The organism is Kitasatospora sp. NPDC003701 (genome assembly GCF_053587085.1).
In genome coordinates this window covers 1-19,879 of sequence record NZ_JBSFNM010000029.1, presented here as the reverse complement: position 1 = coordinate 19,879, position 19,879 = coordinate 1, and the positions used below count along the sequence as shown (strand labels likewise).

Annotated in this window: 22 protein-coding genes and 1 pseudogene; 7 read left to right on the top strand and 16 right to left on the bottom strand. The window is 73.5% G+C overall.

Annotation, left to right across the window (positions count from 1 at the left end):
• Window positions 1–67 precede the first annotated feature (67 nt).
• Window positions 68–1,186: a bile acid:sodium symporter family protein gene (locus ACWDRR_RS25065; protein ID WP_449774511.1), complete on the top strand. Its 1,119-nt coding sequence runs from the start codon at window positions 68–70 to the stop codon at window positions 1,184–1,186.
• Between the two features lie 64 nt (window positions 1,187–1,250).
• On the opposite strand, the gene ACWDRR_RS25060 is transcribed toward ACWDRR_RS25065, so the two are convergent.
• From ACWDRR_RS25060 to ACWDRR_RS25045, 4 genes are all read right to left on the bottom strand, one after another.
• On the bottom strand, window positions 1,251–1,922 hold the full coding sequence (locus tag ACWDRR_RS25060) for a DUF402 domain-containing protein (protein ID WP_449774449.1): 672 nt from the start codon (window positions 1,920–1,922) through the stop codon (window positions 1,251–1,253).
• A gap of 131 nt (window positions 1,923–2,053) precedes the next feature.
• Window positions 2,054–2,941 (bottom strand): hypothetical protein, encoded by an 888-nt coding sequence (locus ACWDRR_RS25055; protein WP_449774448.1) that lies wholly within the window; start codon window positions 2,939–2,941, stop codon window positions 2,054–2,056.
• Window positions 2,941–4,755 (bottom strand): GMC family oxidoreductase, encoded by a 1,815-nt coding sequence (locus ACWDRR_RS25050; protein ID WP_449774447.1) that lies wholly within the window; start codon window positions 4,753–4,755, stop codon window positions 2,941–2,943. The genes ACWDRR_RS25055 and ACWDRR_RS25050 overlap by 1 nt, the downstream gene beginning before the upstream one ends.
• Window positions 4,752–5,207, bottom strand: coding sequence for a hypothetical protein (locus tag ACWDRR_RS25045; RefSeq protein WP_449774446.1), 456 nt, complete (start codon window positions 5,205–5,207; stop codon window positions 4,752–4,754). Before ACWDRR_RS25045 ends, ACWDRR_RS25050 begins: the two co-directional genes overlap by 4 nt.
• Window positions 5,208–5,586: 379 nt before the next feature.
• On the opposite strand from ACWDRR_RS25045, the gene ACWDRR_RS25040 reads away from it, so the two are divergent.
• Window positions 5,587–6,426 (top strand): DUF4389 domain-containing protein, encoded by an 840-nt coding sequence (locus ACWDRR_RS25040; protein WP_449774445.1) that lies wholly within the window; start codon window positions 5,587–5,589, stop codon window positions 6,424–6,426.
• Between the two features lie 114 nt (window positions 6,427–6,540).
• Here ACWDRR_RS25040 and ACWDRR_RS25035 read toward each other — a convergent pair whose 3' ends face one another.
• Both ACWDRR_RS25035 and ACWDRR_RS25030 read right to left on the bottom strand, forming a co-directional pair.
• Entirely contained in the window at window positions 6,541–7,587 is a 1,047-nt protein-coding gene (locus tag ACWDRR_RS25035; protein ID WP_449774444.1) for an LLM class flavin-dependent oxidoreductase, read from the bottom strand.
• A 379-nt stretch (window positions 7,588–7,966) separates the two neighbouring features.
• Window positions 7,967–8,620, bottom strand: a complete 654-nt coding sequence (locus ACWDRR_RS25030; protein ID WP_449774443.1) for a cupin domain-containing protein — start codon at window positions 8,618–8,620, stop codon at window positions 7,967–7,969.
• A 127-nt stretch (window positions 8,621–8,747) separates the two neighbouring features.
• Between ACWDRR_RS25030 and ACWDRR_RS25025 the strand changes: the two genes are divergently transcribed.
• Window positions 8,748–9,653 (top strand): LysR family transcriptional regulator, encoded by a 906-nt coding sequence (locus ACWDRR_RS25025; protein WP_449774442.1) that lies wholly within the window; start codon window positions 8,748–8,750, stop codon window positions 9,651–9,653.
• Between the two features lie 117 nt (window positions 9,654–9,770).
• Here the strand turns inward: ACWDRR_RS25025 and ACWDRR_RS25020 are convergent, their stop codons facing one another.
• The 3 genes from ACWDRR_RS25020 to galT all read right to left on the bottom strand — a co-directional run bounded on the left by ACWDRR_RS25020 (window position 9,771) and on the right by galT (window position 13,693).
• Window positions 9,771–11,090, bottom strand: a complete 1,320-nt coding sequence (locus ACWDRR_RS25020) for a chitinase (protein WP_449774441.1) — start codon at window positions 11,088–11,090, stop codon at window positions 9,771–9,773.
• 214 nt (window positions 11,091–11,304) lie between these two features.
• Window positions 11,305–12,435 carry a galactokinase gene (gene galK, locus ACWDRR_RS25015; protein ID WP_449774440.1) on the bottom strand — a complete coding sequence of 377 codons (1,131 nt, stop codon included), beginning with the start codon at window positions 12,433–12,435 and terminating at the stop codon, window positions 11,305–11,307.
• Between the two features lie 97 nt (window positions 12,436–12,532).
• Entirely contained in the window at window positions 12,533–13,693 is a 1,161-nt protein-coding gene (gene galT, locus ACWDRR_RS25010; RefSeq protein ID WP_449774439.1) for a galactose-1-phosphate uridylyltransferase, read from the bottom strand.
• A gap of 166 nt (window positions 13,694–13,859) precedes the next feature.
• Here galT and ACWDRR_RS25005 point away from each other — a divergent pair, with 166 nt between their 5' ends.
• The 4 genes from ACWDRR_RS25005 to ACWDRR_RS24990 all read left to right on the top strand — a co-directional run bounded on the left by ACWDRR_RS25005 (window position 13,860) and on the right by ACWDRR_RS24990 (window position 16,886).
• On the top strand, window positions 13,860–14,666 hold the full coding sequence (locus tag ACWDRR_RS25005) for a DeoR/GlpR family DNA-binding transcription regulator (RefSeq protein WP_449774438.1): 807 nt from the start codon (window positions 13,860–13,862) through the stop codon (window positions 14,664–14,666).
• Between the two features lie 171 nt (window positions 14,667–14,837).
• The gene (locus ACWDRR_RS25000; protein WP_449774437.1) at window positions 14,838–15,245 is read left to right on the top strand and encodes a YciI family protein; all 408 of its coding nucleotides are present in this window, start codon (window positions 14,838–14,840) and stop codon (window positions 15,243–15,245) included.
• An 8-nt stretch (window positions 15,246–15,253) separates the two neighbouring features.
• The gene (locus ACWDRR_RS24995; protein WP_449774510.1) at window positions 15,254–16,399 is read left to right on the top strand and encodes an RNA polymerase sigma factor; all 1,146 of its coding nucleotides are present in this window, start codon (window positions 15,254–15,256) and stop codon (window positions 16,397–16,399) included.
• A gap of 304 nt (window positions 16,400–16,703) precedes the next feature.
• Window positions 16,704–16,886 (top strand): hypothetical protein, encoded by a 183-nt coding sequence (locus ACWDRR_RS24990; RefSeq protein ID WP_449774436.1) that lies wholly within the window; start codon window positions 16,704–16,706, stop codon window positions 16,884–16,886.
• 16 nt (window positions 16,887–16,902) lie between these two features.
• Here ACWDRR_RS24990 and ACWDRR_RS24985 read toward each other — a convergent pair.
• From ACWDRR_RS24985 to ACWDRR_RS24955, 7 genes and pseudogenes are all read right to left on the bottom strand, one after another.
• Window positions 16,903–17,088 (bottom strand): annotated as a pseudogene (locus ACWDRR_RS24985) (IS630 family transposase); the annotation flags it as partial.
• A gap of 229 nt (window positions 17,089–17,317) precedes the next feature.
• Window positions 17,318–17,524 carry a DUF397 domain-containing protein gene (locus ACWDRR_RS24980; protein WP_449774435.1) on the bottom strand — a complete coding sequence of 69 codons (207 nt, stop codon included), beginning with the start codon at window positions 17,522–17,524 and terminating at the stop codon, window positions 17,318–17,320.
• A gap of 40 nt (window positions 17,525–17,564) precedes the next feature.
• Window positions 17,565–17,810 (bottom strand): DUF397 domain-containing protein, encoded by a 246-nt coding sequence (locus tag ACWDRR_RS24975; protein WP_449774434.1) that lies wholly within the window; start codon window positions 17,808–17,810, stop codon window positions 17,565–17,567.
• Between the two features lie 148 nt (window positions 17,811–17,958).
• Window positions 17,959–18,165, bottom strand: a complete 207-nt coding sequence (locus ACWDRR_RS24970) for a DUF397 domain-containing protein (protein ID WP_449774433.1) — start codon at window positions 18,163–18,165, stop codon at window positions 17,959–17,961.
• Window positions 18,166–18,204: 39 nt separating this feature from the next.
• Entirely contained in the window at window positions 18,205–18,411 is a 207-nt protein-coding gene (locus ACWDRR_RS24965) for a DUF397 domain-containing protein (RefSeq protein ID WP_449774432.1), read from the bottom strand.
• A gap of 188 nt (window positions 18,412–18,599) precedes the next feature.
• A complete protein-coding gene (locus ACWDRR_RS24960; RefSeq protein WP_449774431.1) occupies window positions 18,600–18,806 on the bottom strand; it encodes a DUF397 domain-containing protein in 207 nt (68 codons plus the stop codon).
• Window positions 18,803–19,633 carry a helix-turn-helix domain-containing protein gene (locus tag ACWDRR_RS24955; protein WP_449774430.1) on the bottom strand — a complete coding sequence of 277 codons (831 nt, stop codon included), beginning with the start codon at window positions 19,631–19,633 and terminating at the stop codon, window positions 18,803–18,805. Before ACWDRR_RS24955 ends, ACWDRR_RS24960 begins: the two co-directional genes overlap by 4 nt.
• Window positions 19,634–19,879: the final 246 nt, after the last annotated feature.

Below are 19,879 nucleotides of genomic sequence, written 5' to 3'. Positions count from 1 at the left end.
CGCAGGGGTGCCCGGCACCGCAGCGGCACCCCCTCCCGGGCCGGGGCGGGCACGGTCGGGGCTCCGGCTGCGCGGCCTCGACCCGTATGTGGCGGCGCTGGCGGGCACGGTACTGCTCGCCGCGCTGCTGCCCGCCACCGGTCGGGCCGCCCGCGCGGCCGAGCTGACCTGCGACCTCGCGGTCGGGCTGCTCTTCTTCCTCTACGGCGCCCGGCTCTCCGCCCGTGAGACGCTGGCCGGGCTGCGGCACCTACGGCTGCACGGGCTGGTCCTGGCCTGCACCTTCGTCCTCTTCCCGCTGCTCGGGCTCGCCACCGCCGCACTGACGCCCCGCCCGCTCACCGAGCAGCTGCAGACCGGGGTGCTGTTCCTCTGCCTCGTCCCGTCGACGGTGCAGTCCTCGGTGGCCCTCACCGGCGCCGCCCGGGGCAACGTCCCGGCGGCGATCTGCGCGGGCACCTACTCCAGCCTGGCCGGTCTGCTCCTCACGCCGCTGCTGGCTGCCTGGCTGCTGGGCGCGCACACCGCCCTGTCCGCCGACGGGCTGCTCCGGATCGGTGCGCAACTGCTCGCGCCGTTCCTCCTCGGGCAGGCGCTGCGCCCGCGGATCGGCGGCTTCCTGGCCCGGCACAAACGCCTCCTGACCCCGGTGGACCGGGGCTCGATCCTGCTCGTCGTCTACACCGCGTTCAGTGCGGCGGTGGCCCAGGGCATCTGGACCATGACCACCCCCGGCGCACTGCTCGGCCTGCTGGCGGTGCTGCTCGCACTGCTCGGCGCCACCCTCGGCCTCGCCCGGCTCGGCGCGCACCTGCTGGGGCTCGACCGGGCGTCCGGTATCGCGGCCGTGCTCTGCGGTTCGCAGAAGAGCCTGGCGAGCGGCCTGCCGATGGCGACGGTCCTGTTCGGGCCGCAGGCCGGGCTCCTGGTACTGCCGCTGATGGTCTACCACCAGCTCCAGCTGATCGCCGGCACCCTCCTCGCCGGCCGCTGGTCGCGGGCGCCGGAGCCGGCCGAGGAGTCGCCCGCTCCGGGGGCGAGGCACGATGGCGAGCCGGCTGCCGAGCCAGTCACCCGGGAGGCCGGTGCCTCGGCCGTCGTCGCCACGATGTCGGCGGGCGCGGCACCGGGTGGTGACGGGCCACCTCCGGCCGGCCGGCCGGACGCGCGATCGGCCCGGGGGTGAGGCCGGCCGACGCGGTGGACGCCCGGGACGGCCCTCACCGTTCCTACCGCCCCGGGCCGGACCCTCAGCCGGTCGGGGCGGTGAGGGCCGTAGGCGGCAGAGCGGGCAGGGGGGACGGCGGCGGCGGGGCCGTCCACCTCGTGGCGCCGGGTGCGAACGGGCCGTGGCGCTCCGCGAGCAGGGCGAGGGCCCGCTCGCGCGCCCGGCTCACCTCCCGGTGGAGCGGGTCGTCGACCAGGCCGAGCCGTCTGGCCTGCGCGTACTCGTCCTCGTCCTTCCAGCTGTGCGAGGAGAGGTCCGGGGCGACGACGAGGTCCACGAAGAGGTCGAAGGTGTCGATGCCGATCCGCGTCCGCCGGTGGGGCCGCTCGAAGTTGACGTACCAGCGCAGCGGGCGGCCGTCGGCAGCGAAGAAGCGGTGCACGCTGAAGTACTCGCCGGCCGTGAAGTCGCTGAGGACGACGGTGTCGCGCCAGACCCAGCGGCCGAGTTCCCAGCGTCCGGCGGCGAGGTCGTCGACGCCCCGCTTGCGGACCGCCTGGTCGCCGGTGAGCAGCGCCGCGATCCAGGTGGTCGGCGCCAGGCTCTCGACACCCGGCCAGGCGGCGAGGGTGAGTGCCGCGCCGGTGTCGGCGACGACGTGCAGCGGCATCGCCGTCCAGATCCTTCCGCGCACGACATCCCGCCGGACGGCGGTGGCGCCCGGCTCGAACGGTTGCTCCGAGTTGCCCGTCATGAGGGGAGTCTGGCGGGAGGCCCCGGTCCGGCGGGGCCTCCCGCGTGGGTGTCAGCCTTTCAGGGTCCCTGAGGGCGGACCGAGTTGACGCGCGGCCGTCACCCGCGGCCGGGGCGGAACGGTGACCCCGCTCAGCGGACGTAGTAGGGGCGGTTGTGCGCGGCGACCGGCGGGGACTGGTACGTCCACACTCCGGCGGCGGAGGCGTTCCCGACGAGCCGGTCGAGGTCGCCGACGGCCTCCTCGGCCACCCCGGCGTCGCTAGCCACGTCAGCCGCGTCGGCCACCGCAGACCGCTCGCCGAGGGAGAGCCGGACGCGCGCCGCGCTGCGGTCGTCCAACCCGTAGAACCGGTACTGCTGGTGGACGTTGAGCGGTCCGGCCAGCAGCCGGCCCTCCTCGTCGGTGCCGTAGCCCGTGATCGGCGTGTTGTTGACGGCCTCGGGAGTGAGGCCCACCAGGTCGGCCTCGAGGGCGAACAGTTCCCGGTCGTGACGGTTCAGTCCCTCCGGACCGAGCGAGGCCCGGCGGCAGGAGACCGACCACCGCTCGCGCACGGACGGGGCGTTGAGTGAGGGCATCTCGGCCTCGAACCAGCCGGGCCGCTTCGGCTCGGCGTAGAGCCTGCGGCCCGCGTCGATGGCGAGCGGGTTGTCGCACAGGACGTGCATCCGGGCGATCCCGAGCAGCTTGGTCTGGTCGTACCCCCGGGCGTACTGGCCGTAGTTGAGCTCCGGCAGGCGGTCCTCGGCGAACAGCGGGTGGGCGATGACGTTGATCTCCACCTCCTGGGTGATCCCGCCGCCGCCCGGGTACTGCGCGAAGTAGAGCTGGTAGTTGAGCGAGACGCAGGCCATGCCGTCGAACAGGGCGACGGCCAGGCCCGGGTGGCGCTTGGCGAGCAGGTCGCGGCACGGGCCCGGGGCGACCAGGTAGTCCACGCCGATGTTGTGCAGCGCGCCGTAGTGGAACGGCAGGTGGTACGGCTCCGGGACGGGCGGGAGCGGAAGGGCGGTCATCAGGACTCCGTCAGTTGTCGGGCGGGCACGGGCGGGCCCGCCGGTGCGGCGATCGCCACCGGGCGGTGCAGCGCCAGCAGGTCGCGGTGGATCCGTTCGGCGCTGCGCAGCGCGAGCGCGGCCATGGTGAGCGAGGGGTTGGAGGTGCCGAGCGAGGGCATCGATCCGCAGCCGACGGCGTACAGGTTGGGGTGGTCCCAGCAGCGCTGCCACTGGTCGACGACGGAGTCGGCCGGCGAGTCGCCCATGATGTGCGTGCCGCCGGCGTGGCCCGCGCCCCGGTAGGCGTAGGGGCGGCCCTCGTGTTCCAGTCGGCCCGGCCAGCGCGGCCCGGCCTCGTAGCGGGTGTGGTCCTCGGCGCCGAGCAGCGCGAACAGCTGGTCGGAGACGGCTCGGGCCGACGCCATGCCGCGCCGCACGTACGGGGAGAGGTCGTAGTGCAGGGCGGGGCGGGGCAGCCCCAGCCTGTCCCGCCGGTCCGGGTCGAGGGTGACGCGGTTGGCCGGGTCGGCGGGCTGCTCCAGCTCGAACTGGAGGGCGAACTGCCGGCCGAGCCGGTCACCGAGGCGCTCGCGCAGCTCCTTCCCGCGCACCCCGGCGGCGAGCAGTTCCGCGACCTCGACCTGCGGCGGTCCGGCGGCCCAGGACCAGCCCCAGTTGCCGATCTCGATCCGGAAGGGCGCGCGGCGCGTGCGGCCGGCGCCGAAGCGGAAGGCCTCCAGCCCACTGGTCGACCCCGGGCCGCGGTAGGGGCCGACCTGGTCCGGCATCAGGCCCCAGGTGAGCAGGGCCGGATGGTCCATCAGGTTCCGGCCGACCTGGTCGCTGCGGTTGGCCAGGCCGGAGAGGAGCAGTAGCCGGGCGTTCTCGATCGCGTGGGCGGCGAGGACGACGAGGTCGGCCTCGACCCGGTGGGTGGCGCCGCCGGACAGGTAGTCGACCCCGGTGATCCGGCCGGTGCCGTCGGCGATCACCCGGCCGACCACGGCGTCCGTGCGCAGTTCGACGGTCCCGGACCAGCGGGCCTGGGTGCGCAGCGGCGTGTACTTGGCACCGGTCGGGCAGATCGGGACGCAGCTCGCGCTGCCCGCGCAGGGCGTGCCGGCCACACCCGGGCCGTGCGGCGGATCCCCCGCGGGCCGGCCGGGCAGCCCGTTGCGGGCGTGCGGGGTGGCGGTGACGGCGAGGCGTGCGGCCGCCGCCACGGCGGGGTCGCGGACGGTACGGCCGTCGAGGGCGCGGGCCAGCTGCCGGTCGAGGTAGCTGGGGGCGATGGCGCGGGTCGGGAAGGCGTAGCCGTCCGGGATGGGCAGGCCGACGGCCTCGCGCTGCTGGTCGGCGTCGGCCGCCACGCCGAGTTCCCGCTCGGCGTGGCGGTAGTACGGTTCGAGGTCGTGGTAGCCGATCGGCCAGTTGCGGCCGTGGCCGAGGTCGCCGGTGCGGAAGTCCTCGGGGTGCATGCGCGGGGTGAGTCCGGTCCACAGCAGCCCGGTGCCGCCGTTGACCCGCAGGTAGCCGCTGGCGTAGGGCAGCGGTCCGTGCTGCACCAGGTGGCCGGTCGCCTCGAAGCCGCCGTCCGGCCGCCCGGTGAGGTCGCTCACGTCGGGGGACGGCGCGTCCTCGCTGAGCGGGTACGGCGAGGTGGGCGTCCCGCCGCCGGCGGCGCGGTACGCCGCCGTGGTGGCGGCGGCGCCGCGGGCCGGGTGGCCGGCCTCCAGGACGAGGACGCGCCAGCCCTGCGCGCCGAGGCGCTCGGCGACCAGGGACCCGGCGAAGCCCGCGCCGACCACGACGGCGTCCCAGCGCGCGCTCACCGGCCGCCTCCGAGCGGCGCCTCGGCCCAGCTGCCGTGCCCGGGCGCGGCGGCGCCGGGCGCGGCACCCCGGAAGGTGCGCCACATCAGCCCCTGGTCGTGGGCGCGGGGCGAGGAGGGCGGCTCGCCCGGCCAGGCGCCGACGTACCAGAGGTGGATGAGGGCGTGTTCGTCGCGGACCCGGCGGGCCAGCAGGGTGCGGTGGTGCTCGTGGGCCATGCCGGTGGCGCGCAGCTCCGCCTCGTCGAAGCCCGTGAGCCCGGCGGAGACCCGGAGGAACGCGTCGAAGTCGGCGAGGTCGTCGTGGTCGGCGCCGTCGCTGTCGTCGTCGCGCTCGTCGTAGTCGGCGCGCTCGTCGTAGGAGCCGTCACCACCGTGGCGTTCCCCGCGGTCGTCGTAGCGGTCACGACGGTCGCGGTCGTCACCTTCGTCGTGGTCGTCGATGGTTGGCAACCGGGCACCCCCACACGTGAGCACTGCATGGCCGAGACATGACACAACGGCGGCACGGACGACCGCAGCTGCGATCCTCCCTCCCGATGTCGCGAGGGTGGACCCGTTGCCCGCAATTGCCTGGCTCTGATCGTTGTCCGGCCGTCCGGAGCGTGAATGTGATCATCCGAATGGTCGGGAGTGTGCGAATCAACGGCATGCTGACGCGAGGCCCGACACCTTCCGACGACCGGGCGTGCCCGGTGCCGGGGGCGGCCCGCACCGCAGCGGGGTCGCCCGGGCGGCGCAATGCAGCGCGCGCGGACGGCGGGCGGCTGCGATCTTCGGAGCACACGGCGGTGCACCACCGTCCGCCTGGTGCCGAGACCTGGAGGCCCGGATGTGGCAGGCTCCCCCCGCGCCCGCTCCGTTGGACAGCGAGTGGCTGCCGGTGCTGGACATGCCCCCGCCGGGGCCGCAGAACCGGCTCACCGTGCTGGTGCGGATCCTGCTGCTGATCCCCCAGTTCATCGTGGTCTGGGCGTTGTCGGTGGTGGCGTTCTTCGTCACCGTGATCGGCTGGTTCGGTGCGCTGTTCCTCGGCCGGCTGCCGGGATTCGCCGCCGACTACCTGTCCGGCTTCGTCCCGTACGAGACCCGGGTGAACACGTACCTGCTGCTGACCCACGACCGGTACCCACCGTTCGCGTTCCGGACGCCCGGCTACCCCGTACAGGTCGAGCTGCGGCCCGGTGAACTCAACCGGCTCGCGGTGTTCTTCCGGATCGTGCTCGTCATCCCCGCGATGATCATCCAGGCCGTGCTGTACGCCGGCTGGTGGACGGTCGCCTTCATCAGCTGGCTGGTGGTCCTGATCCTGGGCCGGATGCCGCAGCCCCTGTTCGAGGCCACGGCGGCGATCCTGCGCTACCGGATGCGGTACATGGCCTACCTGCTGATGCTCACCTCCGCCTACCCGAAGCGGCTGTTCGGCGACGAGCCGGCGCCGGGGTCGGGCGGGCCGGTGAGCGGCCCGGTCTCGGGGACCCACCCGCTGGTGATGAGCGGCGGCGGGCGCGGGCTGCTGGTGGCGTTCATCGTGATCGGAGTGCTCTCCTCGGGCACCAGCTCGATCACGTCGACCTTCACGGACGATGACGACGACGACACCAAGAACGTCACCGGCCCCCTGGTGCCGGGGCCCCTGCTGCCGGCGGACGCCCTCGACCCCGCCCACTGACGCACGGTCCGCCCGGCCTGCCGGGCGCCCATCGGCCCCGGGACCGTCCGGTCCCGGGGCCGGCGCCGTGCACGAGGGTCCCGCCCGTCCGGCGGGCCGCCCTTCGCCGGGTCGTCAGACCAGCAGCCGTGCGAGCGCGGCCATCTCGCTCTCCGGGTCCACGACGGGCTGGATCACCAGCTCGTCGACCCCCGACTCCTCCAGCACGTCGATCCGCTCGATGACCTCGCCCGCGGTGCCGACCAGGCCGAATCTGTCCACCAGGGAGGGCACGATGAGCTCGCGGTCCTCGGGGAGCAGCCGACCCAGGTAGTTGCGGTAGAGCGCCTGGTGGCGCTCGGGGTCGGTGGGGGTGGTGCCGCGCGACCGGAGGAGCCGGTCGACGGCCGCCGCCTGCTCCGGCGGGAGGGCCGCGCGGACGGCGGGGTTCTCCGCGGCGAGGATCAGCGCGCTCAGGGCGATGTGCCCCGTCGCGTCCTTGACCGGATCGCCGTAGCGGTCCTCGCCGTCGGCGAGGACGTGCAGGGAGGACATGAGGTACGAGCGGGTCTGCTCGGCGCTGCCCGCGTCCCGTGCAGCCGCCCGCCGGGCCTCGCCGAGGGCGGACCAGGCCGCGGGGTCGTGCATCCCGAAGGAGATCGTTCCCGCGCCGAGCCGGCCGGCGACCGCGGCGGCCTTCGGGCCGAACGCGGCCACCACGAACTCCACCGGAGCCTCGGTGTTGACGTACGGCCCGACGTGCAGGAATCGCACCCTGCTGGACCGGGTCCCCTCGCGGTGGTCCGTCTCGCGGCCCGCGGTGAGCTCTTGGAGGGCGGCCGTGAACGACTCCAGCTCCGCCGTCGTCATGGGCCGCATGCCGAGTGTCCGGCGCGCCGTGTTGCCGGTGCCGACCCCGCAGATGATGCGGCCGGGGGCGAGGGCGTTGAGGCTGCCGACGGCCGCCGCCGCGGCGGGTGCGGACCGCAGTGCCGGCGAGGTGACACCGATGCCGAGCCTGATCCGGTGGGTGGACCTGGCGCAGAGCGCGAGACTCACGAACGGATCGCCGTGGATCATCGGCGTGTCGTACACCCAGAAACTGTCGAAGCCGAGTTCCTCCGCGCGGGCGGCCAGGCGTTCCACACCCGGCCCTGCTGCCATCACGATGCCGGTCCGCATGGCGACTCTCCTCGCCGTCGAGTGAGGGGCTGAACCACGCCGGTTGCCGCTCGCCGTGGTCCCTGGTCAGATCATGCTCCCCGGTGCGCCGGTGGGCCCGCCGCAGCGCTTCCGGGATCAGGAGGTGTCGTGCGAACACGGCCGGGGGCACCTTCCTCACCGCGCACGACACCGCCACGAGCCGCCTCGAGCCGGCGCGCCTGCCGAGGTTACCGGGTCCGCGTCATACGCGGCCTCGGCCTCCGTGTGCGGGTCGGTGACGCCACGGCAGCTCTCCGGCGCGAGCCGTACGGAGCCGACCGCCCTTCGCACGTGGTGATGTGGCGAACACCCGGGTTCCGTCCACCGCCGGGTCGGACGCCCGGACCGGTCGCCGGGGTCAGCGCGGGCCGCCGGAGCGGGCGCGCCGCCAGGGCCCGGCGTCGGTGAAGTGCACGTCGTAGCGCTCCTGTTCGGGGAGGAGCCGGTCGAAGGTGTCCAGCCCGGCGGCGATCCGGCCGAGGTGGCGGAAGTAGCCGAAGCGCTCCACCGCCGGTGTCATCACCACGAGCAGGTCGGCCGGGTGGCCGGGCGCCGCGCCGAACGCGTGCGGCAGCCCCGGCGGGACGACCACCAGGTCGCCCGCCGTGACGGTAGCCGGCCGGTCGCCCAGCAGGAACTCCGCCGTGCCGGCGAGCACGTAGAACAGCTCGGAGGACCGCGCGTGGACGTGCGGCCTGGCGCCGTCCGCGCCCTCGGCCAGGACGAGGCGGTTGGCGCCGAACGCGCCGCCGGGCGGGGTGGCGGCGCCGTCACCGTCGGCCAGCAGGTGGAAGGCGCTGCCCGCCGCCAGGGCGACGCGTTCGGCGTCGGCCGCCCGGACCACGGGCACCGGCGTCGCATCGGGCACCGGCGTCGCATCGGGCAGCGGCGTCGCATCGGGCACCGGCGCCGCATCGGGCACCGGCTCGCGGCCGGCGTGGTCGGTCGCGGGGCGGCGGGCGGGGCGCGGGTTCACGTCCGGGTTCGGGTTCGGGTTCGGGTCGGTCGGCATCGGTGGGTCCTCCTCGGGTGGCCGGCTGGTCCGGTCCCATTCGAGCCCGGGAATAGCGGCCGAACCAGCAGCAGTTGGCGATGTCACCGATCACCGGTCGCGATGGACCGGCACACCGAGGGGGACCGTGGAGCTCCGGCAGCTGGCGTACGTCGTGGCGGTGGCCGAGGAGGGCGGGTTCGGCCGCGCCGCCGAGCGGTTGGGCATCGTCCAGTCCGCCGTCAGCCAGCAGGTCCAGCGGCTGGAGCGCGAGCTCGGGGTGCCGCTCTTCGACCGCTCGACCCGGCGCGTCCGGCTGACGGCCGCCGGTGAGCGCCTGCTGCCCGAGGCCCGGGCCGTCCTCGCCGCGGCCGACCGCACCCGCCGGGTGGCCGCCGAGATCGCCGCCGGGGCCGACGGCATGCTCCGGCTGGGCGCCGTGCACGGGCCCGGCGACCGGCTCTACCGCGTCCTGGCCGCGCTGGCGGACATCGCGCCGCGCCTGCGGGTCCGGCTCGCCCGGGCCGCCCCGGCGGAGCGGCTCGCCCAGGTCCGCTCGGGCGCGCTGGACGCCGCCTTCGTGCGCGGCCCGGCCACCGCCCCCGGGCTGGACCTGCTCCCGCTCTGGAGCGACCCGCTGTACGCCGCCCTGCCCGCCGACCACCCCCTGGCCGGGTCCGGGCCCTCCCCCGCCGGCGGCGCCCCGCTGCGCCTGGCGCAGTTGGGCGACCTGCCGCTGCGCCTCGCCCCCCGCGCGCACAACCCGCCCTTCCACGACCTGGTCACCGCCGCCCGGCGCGCGGCCGGCCCCACCGCGCCGGCGCCCGGCCCGCCCTTCACCACCCTGCGCGAGACGCTCACCGAGATCGCCGACGACGCCCCGTCGTGGACGGTCTTCTACCGGGTGTCCGACCTGCCGCCCGTCCCCCGGATCGCCTACCGGCCGCTCGCCGACCTCGCCGTCACCACCTCGCTCGCCGTCCGCAGCGACCCGCCCCCGCCCGCCCTGCGCCGGCTCCTCCAGGCGATCCACACCGTGACGCCGCCCTGCTGACCCCGCCCGCCCGAGCCCGCCGGCCGCCCGAAAGCGTGCTGCCGGCACCCCGCGATCGGCGAGTCACCATCGAGGAGTCGCCGGCGAATCCGGGCCGCCGCACCGGGGGAACGGGGGCTACCGGTGCGGTCCCGCGGGCCCCCTCGCGTGCGGCCCCCCGTGCCGGCGTTGGAAGGCCGTCGACTGCGCCAGGCCGGCGGGGTTGTGTTCGACCTCCGCCCGCACCCGGCCGTCGGCGCGCAGCGGGACGATGCTTCGTCGTGCTCCCGCGCTCCGGTACGGGAACCGGGCGGTCCCGGCCGCACCCGGGGCCGGTGGCGCGGCGCGGTTGAGGATGCGGGTGAAGTCGCCCGGATCCTGCGCGGTCCCGCTGCAGTCCTCGGCCAGGGCGCCGAGCACGGGACAGGCCCGGTCGCGCCCCAGTGACCAGTAGGACAGTATCCGGATGCCCTTCTCCTCGGCGAAGGCGGCCAGTTCGGTGGCGTCGGCCGTGCTGAAGACCTCGTTCACGGCGTCGTTGACACCCACCATGGGCGTATTGCCCTCCATCGCCCACAGCTGTTCGGCGCTCTTGCCCGGCCAGATCCCGGCGAGCTGCTCGTGCAGGCCCTTCGCGGCCCGGACGGCCGTCCGGCCCATGTCGAAGTCGGGGCCGTAGTCCATCGTCATGATGTTGACGAGGTCGATGTCCAGGCCCCGGTCGCGGGCGTCGCGCAACAGGTCCAGCGCCGGGTCGGACAGGCCGTGGGGGTGGGTCGGCAGGGTGTACTGGACGGCGAGTCCGCGCCCCGTCGCCGCGTACTCGTGCTGGAGCCGGGCCAGCGCCCGGGTGCGGCGATCGTTCGCGGCGCCGTCCTCCAGGGTGGGGCCTTCGATGTCCAGGTCGATCCGGCGCAGGTCGAAGGCATCCACCACGCGCCGGTAGGCGCCGACGAGGGCGTCCACCGAGCCGCACGCCCGCGCCAGCTCGACGCCCGCGCCGCCGCCCAGGGAGACGATCACGTCGCCGCCGGCCGCGCGCAGCGCCGCCACCGCCTCCGGCCACCCGGGCTCCACGACCGGAATGGTTCCGTCGAGCGCGCCTTCGCAGCCGCCGTCGCTGATCACGAACCCCAGCGTGAAGTACGACAGGCCCCGCTCCCGGCGGGCCCGCTCCAGCACGTCCGGCGATCCCCAGGCCTCGACGTACGGCGCGGTGAACCGCGCCGGGAAGCGATCCCGGCCGTCACCGGGGGGCGGCGCGGGTGCGAGAGGGGACGGCACCCGTTCGGACAAGGGAGTGACGGGAGCGGGCGCGGGCGCGGAGGCCGCCGCGCTCGCCGTCCGTGCGGTCTGGGATCCGGCGCCCGGCGCTACCGGGAGCACCGCGGTGGCCAGCGACGAGAGCGCCAGTACCAGGGGCGTGAGAGTCGGCGACGGCAGGGACGGCCGGGGCATCGGAGCCCTCCTGTACGGGACAAGCGATGGGACGACGTCGCTCCGGGAGAGCTGTCATCGATCATCGCCGCCCGGCGCCGATCCGGCGGTAGCGGCGGGCTCGGCGCGCCGCCGGGACGCCGGGACGCCACGGCGAGGGCCGGGCCCGCCCCCATCCGAGCCCGCCCCGCCGCCCCCGATCAGCGCAGCTCAGCCCAGGTCAGCTCAGCTCAGCTCAGCTCAGCTTCCGGGCTCCGCTCGCCGGCTCGGCGTGGTGGATGACCGGCTCGGCGTGGCCCGCCTCGCGGAAGGCCTCGGTGACGCTCCCGGCGACCGCATCGGCGGTGTCGGCGGTGACCAGAGCGATGACCGAGCCGCCGAATCCGCCGCCGGTCATCCGGGCTCCGAAGGCCCCGGCGGCGACGGCGGCCGCGACCGCGAGGTCGGTCTCCGCGCAGGAGACCCGGTAGTCGTCGCGCAGCGAGGCGTGGCCCGCCGTCAGGATCGGTCCGAGCGCGGCCGGGTCGCCCGCGTCGAGCAGGGCCACCGCCTGCCGGACGCGGTCGTCCTCCGTCACCACGTGCCGGACCAGCGGCCGCAGCTCGGCGGGCAGCCGGGTGAGGGCCTCCTCCAGGCCGGTGAGCGGGACCTCGCGCAGGGCGGGCAGCCCGAGCAGCTCGGCGGCCCGTTCGCACCCGGCCCGCAGCTGCGCGTAGGCGCCGTCGGCGAGGTCGTGCTTCACCCTGGTGTCGATCACCAGCAGCCGCAGCCCGGCGCCGGCCAGGTCGAGCGGCACCTGGCGGGCGGACAGGTCCCGGGTGTCGAGGTACAGCGCCGCACCGGCCCGGCAGCACATCGACGCCATCTGGTCCATCACCCCGCAGGGCACGCCGACGAACCGGTTCTCGGCCCGCTGGGCGAGCAGGGCCAGCTCCTGCTCGCCCAGGCCCAGGCCGAACAGGTCGTTGTAGGCGACCGCGACCGCGCACTCCAGGGCCGCGGAGGAGGAGAGCCCGGCTCCGGTGGGGACGTCGCTGTCGAACAGCAGGTCCGCTCCGCCGACCCGGTGGCCCGCCTCGACGAGCGCCATGACGACGGCGGCCGGGTAGCGGGCCCAGCCGGTCACGGTGCCCGCGGCGAGGTCCTCGGTGGTCAGCTCGGTGACGGAGCCGTCGCCCTGGGCGCTGTACAGGCGCAGCCGGCCGTCGGTTCGGCGGCGGGCCTGGACGCGGACGGTCTGCGCCAGGGCGATCGGCAGCACGAAGCCGAGGTTGTAGTCGGTGTGTTCACCGATCAGGTTGACCCGGCCGGGGGCCGCCCACTCCCCTTCGGGCTGGTGGCCGTACAGCGCGTGGAAGGTCGTCATCGTCGTCGTTCTCCGGGTGGGCGGTCTGCGGGTGGGGGGTGGAGCGGGTCAGGGTGGAGCGAGTGGGGGTGGAGCGGGTGAGTGTAGACCGGGCGGGTCAGGCGGGTCGGGCCAGCGCGTCGCGCAGGCGCCGGGCGGCGGTCTCCGGCGCGATGTCGTTGACGAAGGCGTCCATGCCGGACTCGACCCCGGCCAGGTGCTTGAGCTTGTCGGCGGCCCGCCGGACGGTGAACAGCTCCAGGTGCAGGGCGAGTTCGCCACCGTTGCGGGCGGGGGCCTGGTGCCAGGCGGAGATGTACGGCGTCCGCCCGGAGGCCGGTCGACGCGCCTGCGGGGTGGCGAAGAGGGCGTCGAAGCGGCGCAGCAGGTCGAGGTACCGGGCGGGGAACTCGGCGCGCTCGTCCTCGGTGAGTTCGGTGAGGTCCGCGACGCGGCGGTTGGGGTAGAGGTGGACTTCGTACGGCCAGCGGGCGGCGAACGGGACGAAGGCCGTCCAGTGCTCGCCGGCGGCCACGACCCTCTCCCCGTCGGCGCGTTCGGCGGCGAGGAGGTCCTCGAAGAGGTTGCGGCCGGTGGCCTCGCGGTGGCGCCCCGCCTGCTCGATCATGCGGGCGGTGCGCGGGGTGGTGAAGGGCAGGGCGTAGATCTGGCCGTGCGGGTGCGCGAGGGTGACGCCGATCTCGGCGCCCCGGTTCTCGAAGCAGTACACCTGCGCCACCTCGGGCAGCACCGACAGCTCGGCCGTGCGGTCGGTCCAGGCGTCCAGCACCAGCCGGGCGCGGTCCTCGTCCAGGTCGGCGAAGGAGACGTCGTGGTCGGCCGTGAAGCAGACCACCTCGCAGCGGCCGTCGCCCGGGCGGGCGGTCCGCATCGGGTCGGCCCCCGGGGCCCCGCCGTCCGGGTGCCCGGCCCCCGGGTGCACGCCTCCCGGGCGCAGGTCCGGCGGGGCCGTGGCCAGCGAGGGGAAGCGGTTCTCGAAGACGACGACCTGGTAGTCGGCGTCCGGGATCTCGCTGAGGCGCCCGTCGCGGGAGGGGCAGAGCGGGCACTCGTCGGCCGGCGGGTGGTAGGTACGGGCCTGGCGGTGGGCGGCGATGGTGACCCAGGCGCCGGTGGCCCGGTCGAGCCGGACCTCGGAGGCCGGGGCCGACCGGTCCAGCGGACGGCGGTCGACGGCGGTGCGCGGCGGTGCGACCGCGCCCGCGTCGAAGTAGATCAGCTCGCGGCCGTCCGCCAGCGTGGTCACGGTCTTGGCCATCGTTCCCTCTCAGCTCGCCGGCGCGCATGCCCCGGACACAGTCACAATCAAACAAGATTCAACGGAAGTCAACAGTGTGGGATGAACGCGCGACCGACTCGACCTGACATGATGGCGATGATCACCCATTCACCCGGGTCACCACCCGCCGGAGGAGGCCAACCCGATGTCCGACACCACCCAGCCGCTCGCCGGCCAGCGGCGCGCCCTGATCCTCGACCTGGTGCGCACCCGCGGCGGGGTGCGGGTCAACGAACTCGTCCGCGAGCTCGGTGTCTCGGACATGACCGTGCGCCGGGACCTGGACGTGCTCGCCCGCAAGGACCTGCTCCACAAGGTCCACGGCGGCGCCGTGCGGATCGAGGACCCGGTCGTCCGCGAGCCCGGGTTCGAGGCCAAGTCGTCCTGGCAGCTGCCCGCCAAGGAGGCGATCGCCCGGAGCGCGGCCGAGCTCGTCCAGCCCGGCTCGGCCGTCGGCCTGGCCGCCGGCACCACCACCTACGAGGTGGCCCGCCGCCTGCGCGCGATCGGCGGGCTGACCGTCGTCACCAACTCACTGCGCATCGCCGACCTCATGGAGGACCCGGGCCCGGACGGCGCGCCCTCCTCCGCCACCGTCATCCGCACCGGCGGCGTCCGCACCCCTTCGGACGCCCTGGTGGGCCCGGTCGCAGACCAGGCCATCCGCTCGCTGCACGTGAACGTGCTGATCCTCGGCTGCCACGGCCTCTCCGCCGACGGCGGCCTGATGGCGCCCAACCTCGCCGAGGCCGAGACCAACCGGACGTTCATCCACACCGCCCGGCGGGTCGTCGTGGTGGCCGACCACACCAAGTGGAACTCCGTCGGCCTGGTCTCCTTCGCCCCGCTCGACGAGGTCGACGTCCTGATCACCGACGAGGGGCTCCCGGAGGAGGACCGCGCGGCGGCCGCCGCCCTGGTCGGCGAGCTGATCGTCGTGCCGACCCCCTGAACGCCGACCCCCCTGAGCGCCGGCACTGGCGTCCGCCCACGGCCGCGAGGAGCGGGCCGCCGAAAAAGATCCGAAGAAATTCCGGCCGATGATGTCGAGAACCCGGGACCTGCTCCGTCCCAGCACTGAACGCGACCACAATGGGTCGCACCAGTACTGAGGAGAACCACGATGGCCAAGTACTTGCTGCTCAAGCACTATCGCGGCGCCCCGGCCCCGGCCAACAACGTGCCGATGGACCAGTGGACGCCGGAGGAGATCACGGCGCACGTGCAGTACATGAAGGACTTCGCGGCCCGGCTCCAGGAGACCGGCGAGTTCGTCGACGGCCAGGCGCTCGCCCCCGAGGGCGCCTGGGTCCGCTACGACGGCGAGGGGCGCCCGCCGGTCACCGACGGCCCGTTCGCCGAGACCAAGGACCTCATCGCCGGCTGGATGGTGATCGACGTCGACGGCTACGACCGCGCCGTCGAACTGGCCGGGGAGCTGTCGGCCGCCCCCGGGGCGGGCGGGGAGCCGATCCACGAGTGGCTGGAGCTGCGCCCGTTCCTCACCGAGCCGCCCACCATCACGGAGTGACCTCCCAGGTGAACGAGGTCCTGCTCCGGAGCCTCACACCGAGCGTGCTCGCCGTCCTCGTCCGCCGCGGAGCCGACTTCGCGGCGGCCGAGGACGCCGTGCAGGACGCCCTGGTCGAGGCGGTCCGCGTCTGGCCGGCCGACCCTCCGAGGGACCCGAAGGGCTGGCTGGTCACCGTCGCCTGGCGCCGGTTCCTCGACGCGACGCGCGCGGACGCCGCCCGCCGCCGACGCGAGGACCGCGTCGAGGAGGAGCCGGCGCCCGGGCCCGCGGCCGGCGTGGACGACACGCTCCAGCTCTACTTCCTGTGCGCCCACCCGTCGCTGACACCGTCGTCCGCCGTCGCGCTCACGCTGCGCGCCGTCGGCGGGCTGACCACCCGCCAGATCGCCCGGGCCTACCTGGTGCCCGAGGCGACCATGGCGCAGCGGATCAGCCGGGCCAAGCGCACCGTCTCCGGCGTGCGCTTCGACCGGCCCGGCGACGTCGCCACCGTGCTGCGCGTCCTCTACCTGGTCTTCAACGAGGGCTACTCCGGCGACGTCGACCTCGCCGCCGAGGCCATCCGGCTCACCCGCCAGCTCGCGACCGCGATCGACCACCCCGAGGTGGCGGGGCTGCTCGCCCTCATGCTGCTCCACCACGCCCGGCGCGCCACCCGGACCGCACCCGACGGCAGCCTGGTGCCGCTCGCCGAGCAGGACCGCGGCCGGTGGGACACCGGGGCGATCGCCGAGGGCGTCGAGATCCTGCAGGCGGCACTCGCCCGCGACCGGCTGGGCGAGTTCCAGGCCCAGGCCGCCATCGCGGCCCTGCACGCCGACGCGCCCACCGCCGAGGAGACCGACTGGGTGCAGATCGTCGAGTGGTACGACGAACTCACGCGCCTGACCGACAGCCCGGTCGTGCGGCTCAACCGCGCGGTCGCCGTCGGCGAGGCCGACGGACCGCGTGCCGGGCTGGCGGCGCTCGCGGCGCTGGACGACAAGCTGCCCCGCCACACGGCGGTGGCGGCGTACCTCCACGAGCGCGACGGCGACCTGGCGACGGCGGCACGGCTGTACGCCGAGGCGGCCCACAAGGCCCCCAACCTCGCCGAGCGCGACCACCTCACGCGCCAGGCCGCCCGCCTCAACGCCCGCCGCAGCCACTGAGTGGCGGCGCCGGAGGCGGGGCTGCCGGGGCTTCATGGTCCGATGATCCGTCAGCTCCTTTGCACACAAAGGTCGGACGGCAAGCGCTGAAGGGAGCAGGGCAGCATGATCCGCCGCTACCTCATGTATGGCGGAACAAGCACACTGCCGACGAGCGCCTACGCGAGGTCGTCAGTCGGCCGAACGCTGCCCGATGCGGCGCTGGGCTCGCCTGAACCCCCAGCCGGCAACGGCCCCTGACCTGTAATCTGGCCCGCAGACACCTCATCCATCCCTTTTTGATTCATATTTGAGGAGTAGTCAGATGAGCGAGGATGCGCTTGATGCCGAAGCCAAGGACAGCCAGCTCGATGAGGTCAAAGACAAGGTGCAGCAGCTGACCGCTGACCTGAGGGACGCGGTGCAGGACGATCCGGCGAGCACCGGTCCGCAGAGTTTGCTCTCACAGGTGGCCGACAAGGTGGCGGACCTCACAAAGGACCTGTGAGGACTGTGACAAGCGAGGTCGCCCGGCGCCGGGGGCGGGGTTCCCGGTCGGGGTCCTTGTGCCTGCCACCGCATTCGGCCCATTGTCGGCCGAGGTGGGATTGGAGGTCGAGCGGCCCGAACTCGTCCATGCAGACGACGACTTCGGGCTCGGCCTCCTCGGGTACGACCTCGCCGTCGGCGATCGCGTAGAGGTACTCGACGTGCTCTTGCGCCACCTGGCGCTGCGGGGATCAACATGCATGGCTTGGGTCCCCTTCCCCGGTTCGCGCAGCGGGAACGCACGCATCGTCAGGCCTTGAGTTCCGCCGGGCACACGCTCGACATACCCAATGCCGACCAACTGCGGACACCCCACAGCGGTGCACCCCACCAGGCCAGCAGAAAGGACCCCGACCGGGCCACCGGTCGGGGTCCTCGTCGCAGGCCAGCTCAGACCGCGCCGAACTCGCCCGTTCGGACACCGGCGATGAACGACCGCCACGCATCGGCGGGGAAGACAAGCGCCGGGCCCTCGGGGTCCTTGGAGTCACGGACGGGAACGACACCCGGGAGGCTCGTGGAGACCTCCAGGCAATTGCCTCCGCCACCGGAATACGACGACTTGGCCCAGGACGCGCCGGACAGGTCAGGGTTCATGGGGCCAGCTTTCCCTTCTCGATCTGAAACGGCAGCCGGTTCAGACGGTGCCGAACTCGCCGGCTCGGACAGCGATGACGAACGACTGCCAGGTCTCCACCGGGAAGACGAGCACCGGACCGTCGGGCTCCTTGGAGTCACGCACGGGGATCAGGCCAGGGACACCGGCAGCGACCTCCAAGCACTCTCCCCCGTTGTTGCTGTACGTGCTCTTGCGCCACCTGGCGCTACGGAGATCAACACGCAAGACTCGGGCCCCTTCCCTGTTCGCACAGCAGGAACGCACGCATCGTCAGACCCTGAGAACCGCCGGGCACACGCTCAACATACCCATGGCAACCGGCTGCAGACACCTCGCAGCGGTGCACACCCCCACCAGGCCGACAGAAAGGACCCCGACCAGGTGCCGGTCGGGGTCCCTCATGCAGGCCAACTCAGACGGCGCCGAACTCGCCCGTCCGGACACCGGCGATGAACGACCGCCACGCGTCGGTGGGGAAGACAAGCGCCGGACCCTCGGGGTCCTTGGAGTCGCGCACCGGAACGGCACCCGGGAAGCTCGCAGAGACCTCCACACACTGACCGCCGTTGTCGGAGTACGACGACTTGGCCCAGGACGCGCCGGACAGGTCAGGGTGCATAGGGCCAGCTTCCCTTCTCGATCTGAAACGGCCGCCGGTTCAGAGGATGCCGAACTCGCCGGCTCGGACAGCGAAGACGAACGACTGCCAGGTCCCCACCGGGAAGACGAGCACCGGACCGTCGGGGTCCTTGGAGTCACGCACAGGGATCAGGCCAGGAACACCGGCAGCGACCTCTAGGCACTCTCCCCCATTGTCGCTGTACGTACTCTTGCGCCACCTGGCGCTGCGGAGATCGACACGCATGGCCTCGGGCCCCTTCCCTGTTCGCGCAGCGGGAACGCACACACCGGCGAGCCTTGAGGACCGCCGGGGCACATGCTCAACATACCCATGCCGATGGGCTGCGCACACCCCGCAGCGGTGCACCCCACCAGGCCAGCAGAAAGGACCCCGACCAGGATGCTGGGTCGGGGTCCCTCATGTAGGCCAGCTCAGACGGCGCCGAAGTCGCCCGCCTGGACACCGGCGACGAACGACTGCCAGGCATCCGCAGGGAAGACAAGTGCAGGGCCCTCGGGGTCCTTGGAGTCACGGACGGGAACGGCACCCGGGAAGCTCGCGGAGACCTCCACGCACTGACCGCCGTTGTTGGAGTACGACGACTTGGCCCAGGACGCGCCGGACAGATCGGGGTTCATGGGGCTAGCTCCTTCCGAGCCTTGTGGATCAGTGCCAGGGATGCCGCCTTGGGCAGCGCTTCGACCACCAGCTGATCGTACTCGCTCTCCCAGGCCGTGACCGTTTCGCGAACGCGTTCGAGATGGCCTCGGGCATGTGATTCGGCGTAGCCGACCACCGAACCATCTGGGAGGTCCAGCAGAGTAACCGGCATTGTGAACGGCAGGTTCTCGCCTAGATGGAAAGGTGCCACCTGGATGGTGACGTTCGGCCGGGCGGCCAGTTCCGCGATGCGGTCGAGCTGTTTGAGCATGACGGACTGCCCACCGATTGGCCGTGCCAGGCAGCCCTCGTCCAGCACAGCGTGGATCCGCAGTGGGCCCTTCCGGTCTAGCACCCGTTGACGGGTAGCCAGGAACTCGACTCGCTGTTCCGCTGCAGACTGAGTGATCGCACCGCGTTGGACAGCTGCGAATGCCAGCGCCTCGGCATACTCCGGCACTTGGAACAGTCCCGTGACGATGGTGAGTGCGAACTCGCGCAGGCGACGGCATCGAGCCTCAGCATCGGCAAACTCCGGAAAGCCTTCCAGAAGGCTCGCCTTGGAGTACCGGCACCAGAGCTCGTAGAACGTGCCTCCCGTTTCGAACACCTCATCTGCTCTAACCGCAAAGTTAGAGGTTACGGCCTTCTTCGCCCGTTCGACGTACGAGACCATGGCATTCGAGTAGCCCATCCGACGCCCCAGCTCGGTTTGCGACCATCGCATGGCCCGCCTCGACCTGCGTAGTTCTACACCGAAACGCACGAGAGGAGATGAGGCTGCGTCAAGCTCGTTGCTCTTCATGAACGTTGCCACCCATAACCAGACGGAACAGTCAAGGTTAGACCCTGGCCATCGTAGAGCCAGTCGGGCCACCATGGCTACACCCGGTAAGAACTCGGGAACCCAGAGCAACCAAGGGAGCCCTCATGCCCAGCCGCCCCCGCATGCCCGCGTACCGGCCCGTCGTGGGGGGGGGGGGGCGCCGCCACCCCCCCCCCCCCCCCCAACCCCCCCCCCCCCCCCCCCACCAAAAAAAAAAACAAAACG

Excerpts from the sequence above, each read along its gene's own strand:
- ACWDRR_RS25060 (WP_449774449.1), bottom strand. The coding sequence starts at position 1,922 with ATGACGGGCAACTCGGAGCAACCGTTCGAGCCGGGCGCCACCGCCGTC.
- ACWDRR_RS25055 (WP_449774448.1), bottom strand. The coding sequence starts at position 2,941 with ATGACCGCCCTTCCGCTCCCGCCCGTCCCGGAGCCGTACCACCTGCCG.
- ACWDRR_RS25040 (WP_449774445.1), top strand. The coding sequence starts at position 5,587 with ATGTGGCAGGCTCCCCCCGCGCCCGCTCCGTTGGACAGCGAGTGGCTG.
- ACWDRR_RS25035 (WP_449774444.1), bottom strand. The coding sequence starts at position 7,587 with ATGCGGACCGGCATCGTGATGGCAGCAGGGCCGGGTGTGGAACGCCTG.
- ACWDRR_RS25030 (WP_449774443.1), bottom strand. The coding sequence starts at position 8,620 with ATGCCGACCGACCCGAACCCGAACCCGAACCCGGACGTGAACCCGCGC.
- ACWDRR_RS25020 (WP_449774441.1), bottom strand. The coding sequence starts at position 11,090 with ATGCCCCGGCCGTCCCTGCCGTCGCCGACTCTCACGCCCCTGGTACTG.
- galK (WP_449774440.1), bottom strand. The coding sequence starts at position 12,435 with ATGACGACCTTCCACGCGCTGTACGGCCACCAGCCCGAAGGGGAGTGG.
- galT (WP_449774439.1), bottom strand. The coding sequence starts at position 13,693 with ATGGCCAAGACCGTGACCACGCTGGCGGACGGCCGCGAGCTGATCTAC.
- ACWDRR_RS25005 (WP_449774438.1), top strand. The coding sequence starts at position 13,860 with ATGTCCGACACCACCCAGCCGCTCGCCGGCCAGCGGCGCGCCCTGATC.
- ACWDRR_RS25000 (WP_449774437.1), top strand. The coding sequence starts at position 14,838 with ATGGCCAAGTACTTGCTGCTCAAGCACTATCGCGGCGCCCCGGCCCCG.
- ACWDRR_RS24990 (WP_449774436.1), top strand. The coding sequence starts at position 16,704 with ATGAGCGAGGATGCGCTTGATGCCGAAGCCAAGGACAGCCAGCTCGAT.
- ACWDRR_RS24980 (WP_449774435.1), bottom strand. The coding sequence starts at position 17,524 with ATGAACCCTGACCTGTCCGGCGCGTCCTGGGCCAAGTCGTCGTATTCC.
- ACWDRR_RS24970 (WP_449774433.1), bottom strand. The coding sequence starts at position 18,165 with ATGCACCCTGACCTGTCCGGCGCGTCCTGGGCCAAGTCGTCGTACTCC.
- ACWDRR_RS24965 (WP_449774432.1), bottom strand. The coding sequence starts at position 18,411 with ATGCGTGTCGATCTCCGCAGCGCCAGGTGGCGCAAGAGTACGTACAGC.
- ACWDRR_RS24960 (WP_449774431.1), bottom strand. The coding sequence starts at position 18,806 with ATGAACCCCGATCTGTCCGGCGCGTCCTGGGCCAAGTCGTCGTACTCC.
- ACWDRR_RS24955 (WP_449774430.1), bottom strand. The coding sequence starts at position 19,633 with ATGAAGAGCAACGAGCTTGACGCAGCCTCATCTCCTCTCGTGCGTTTC.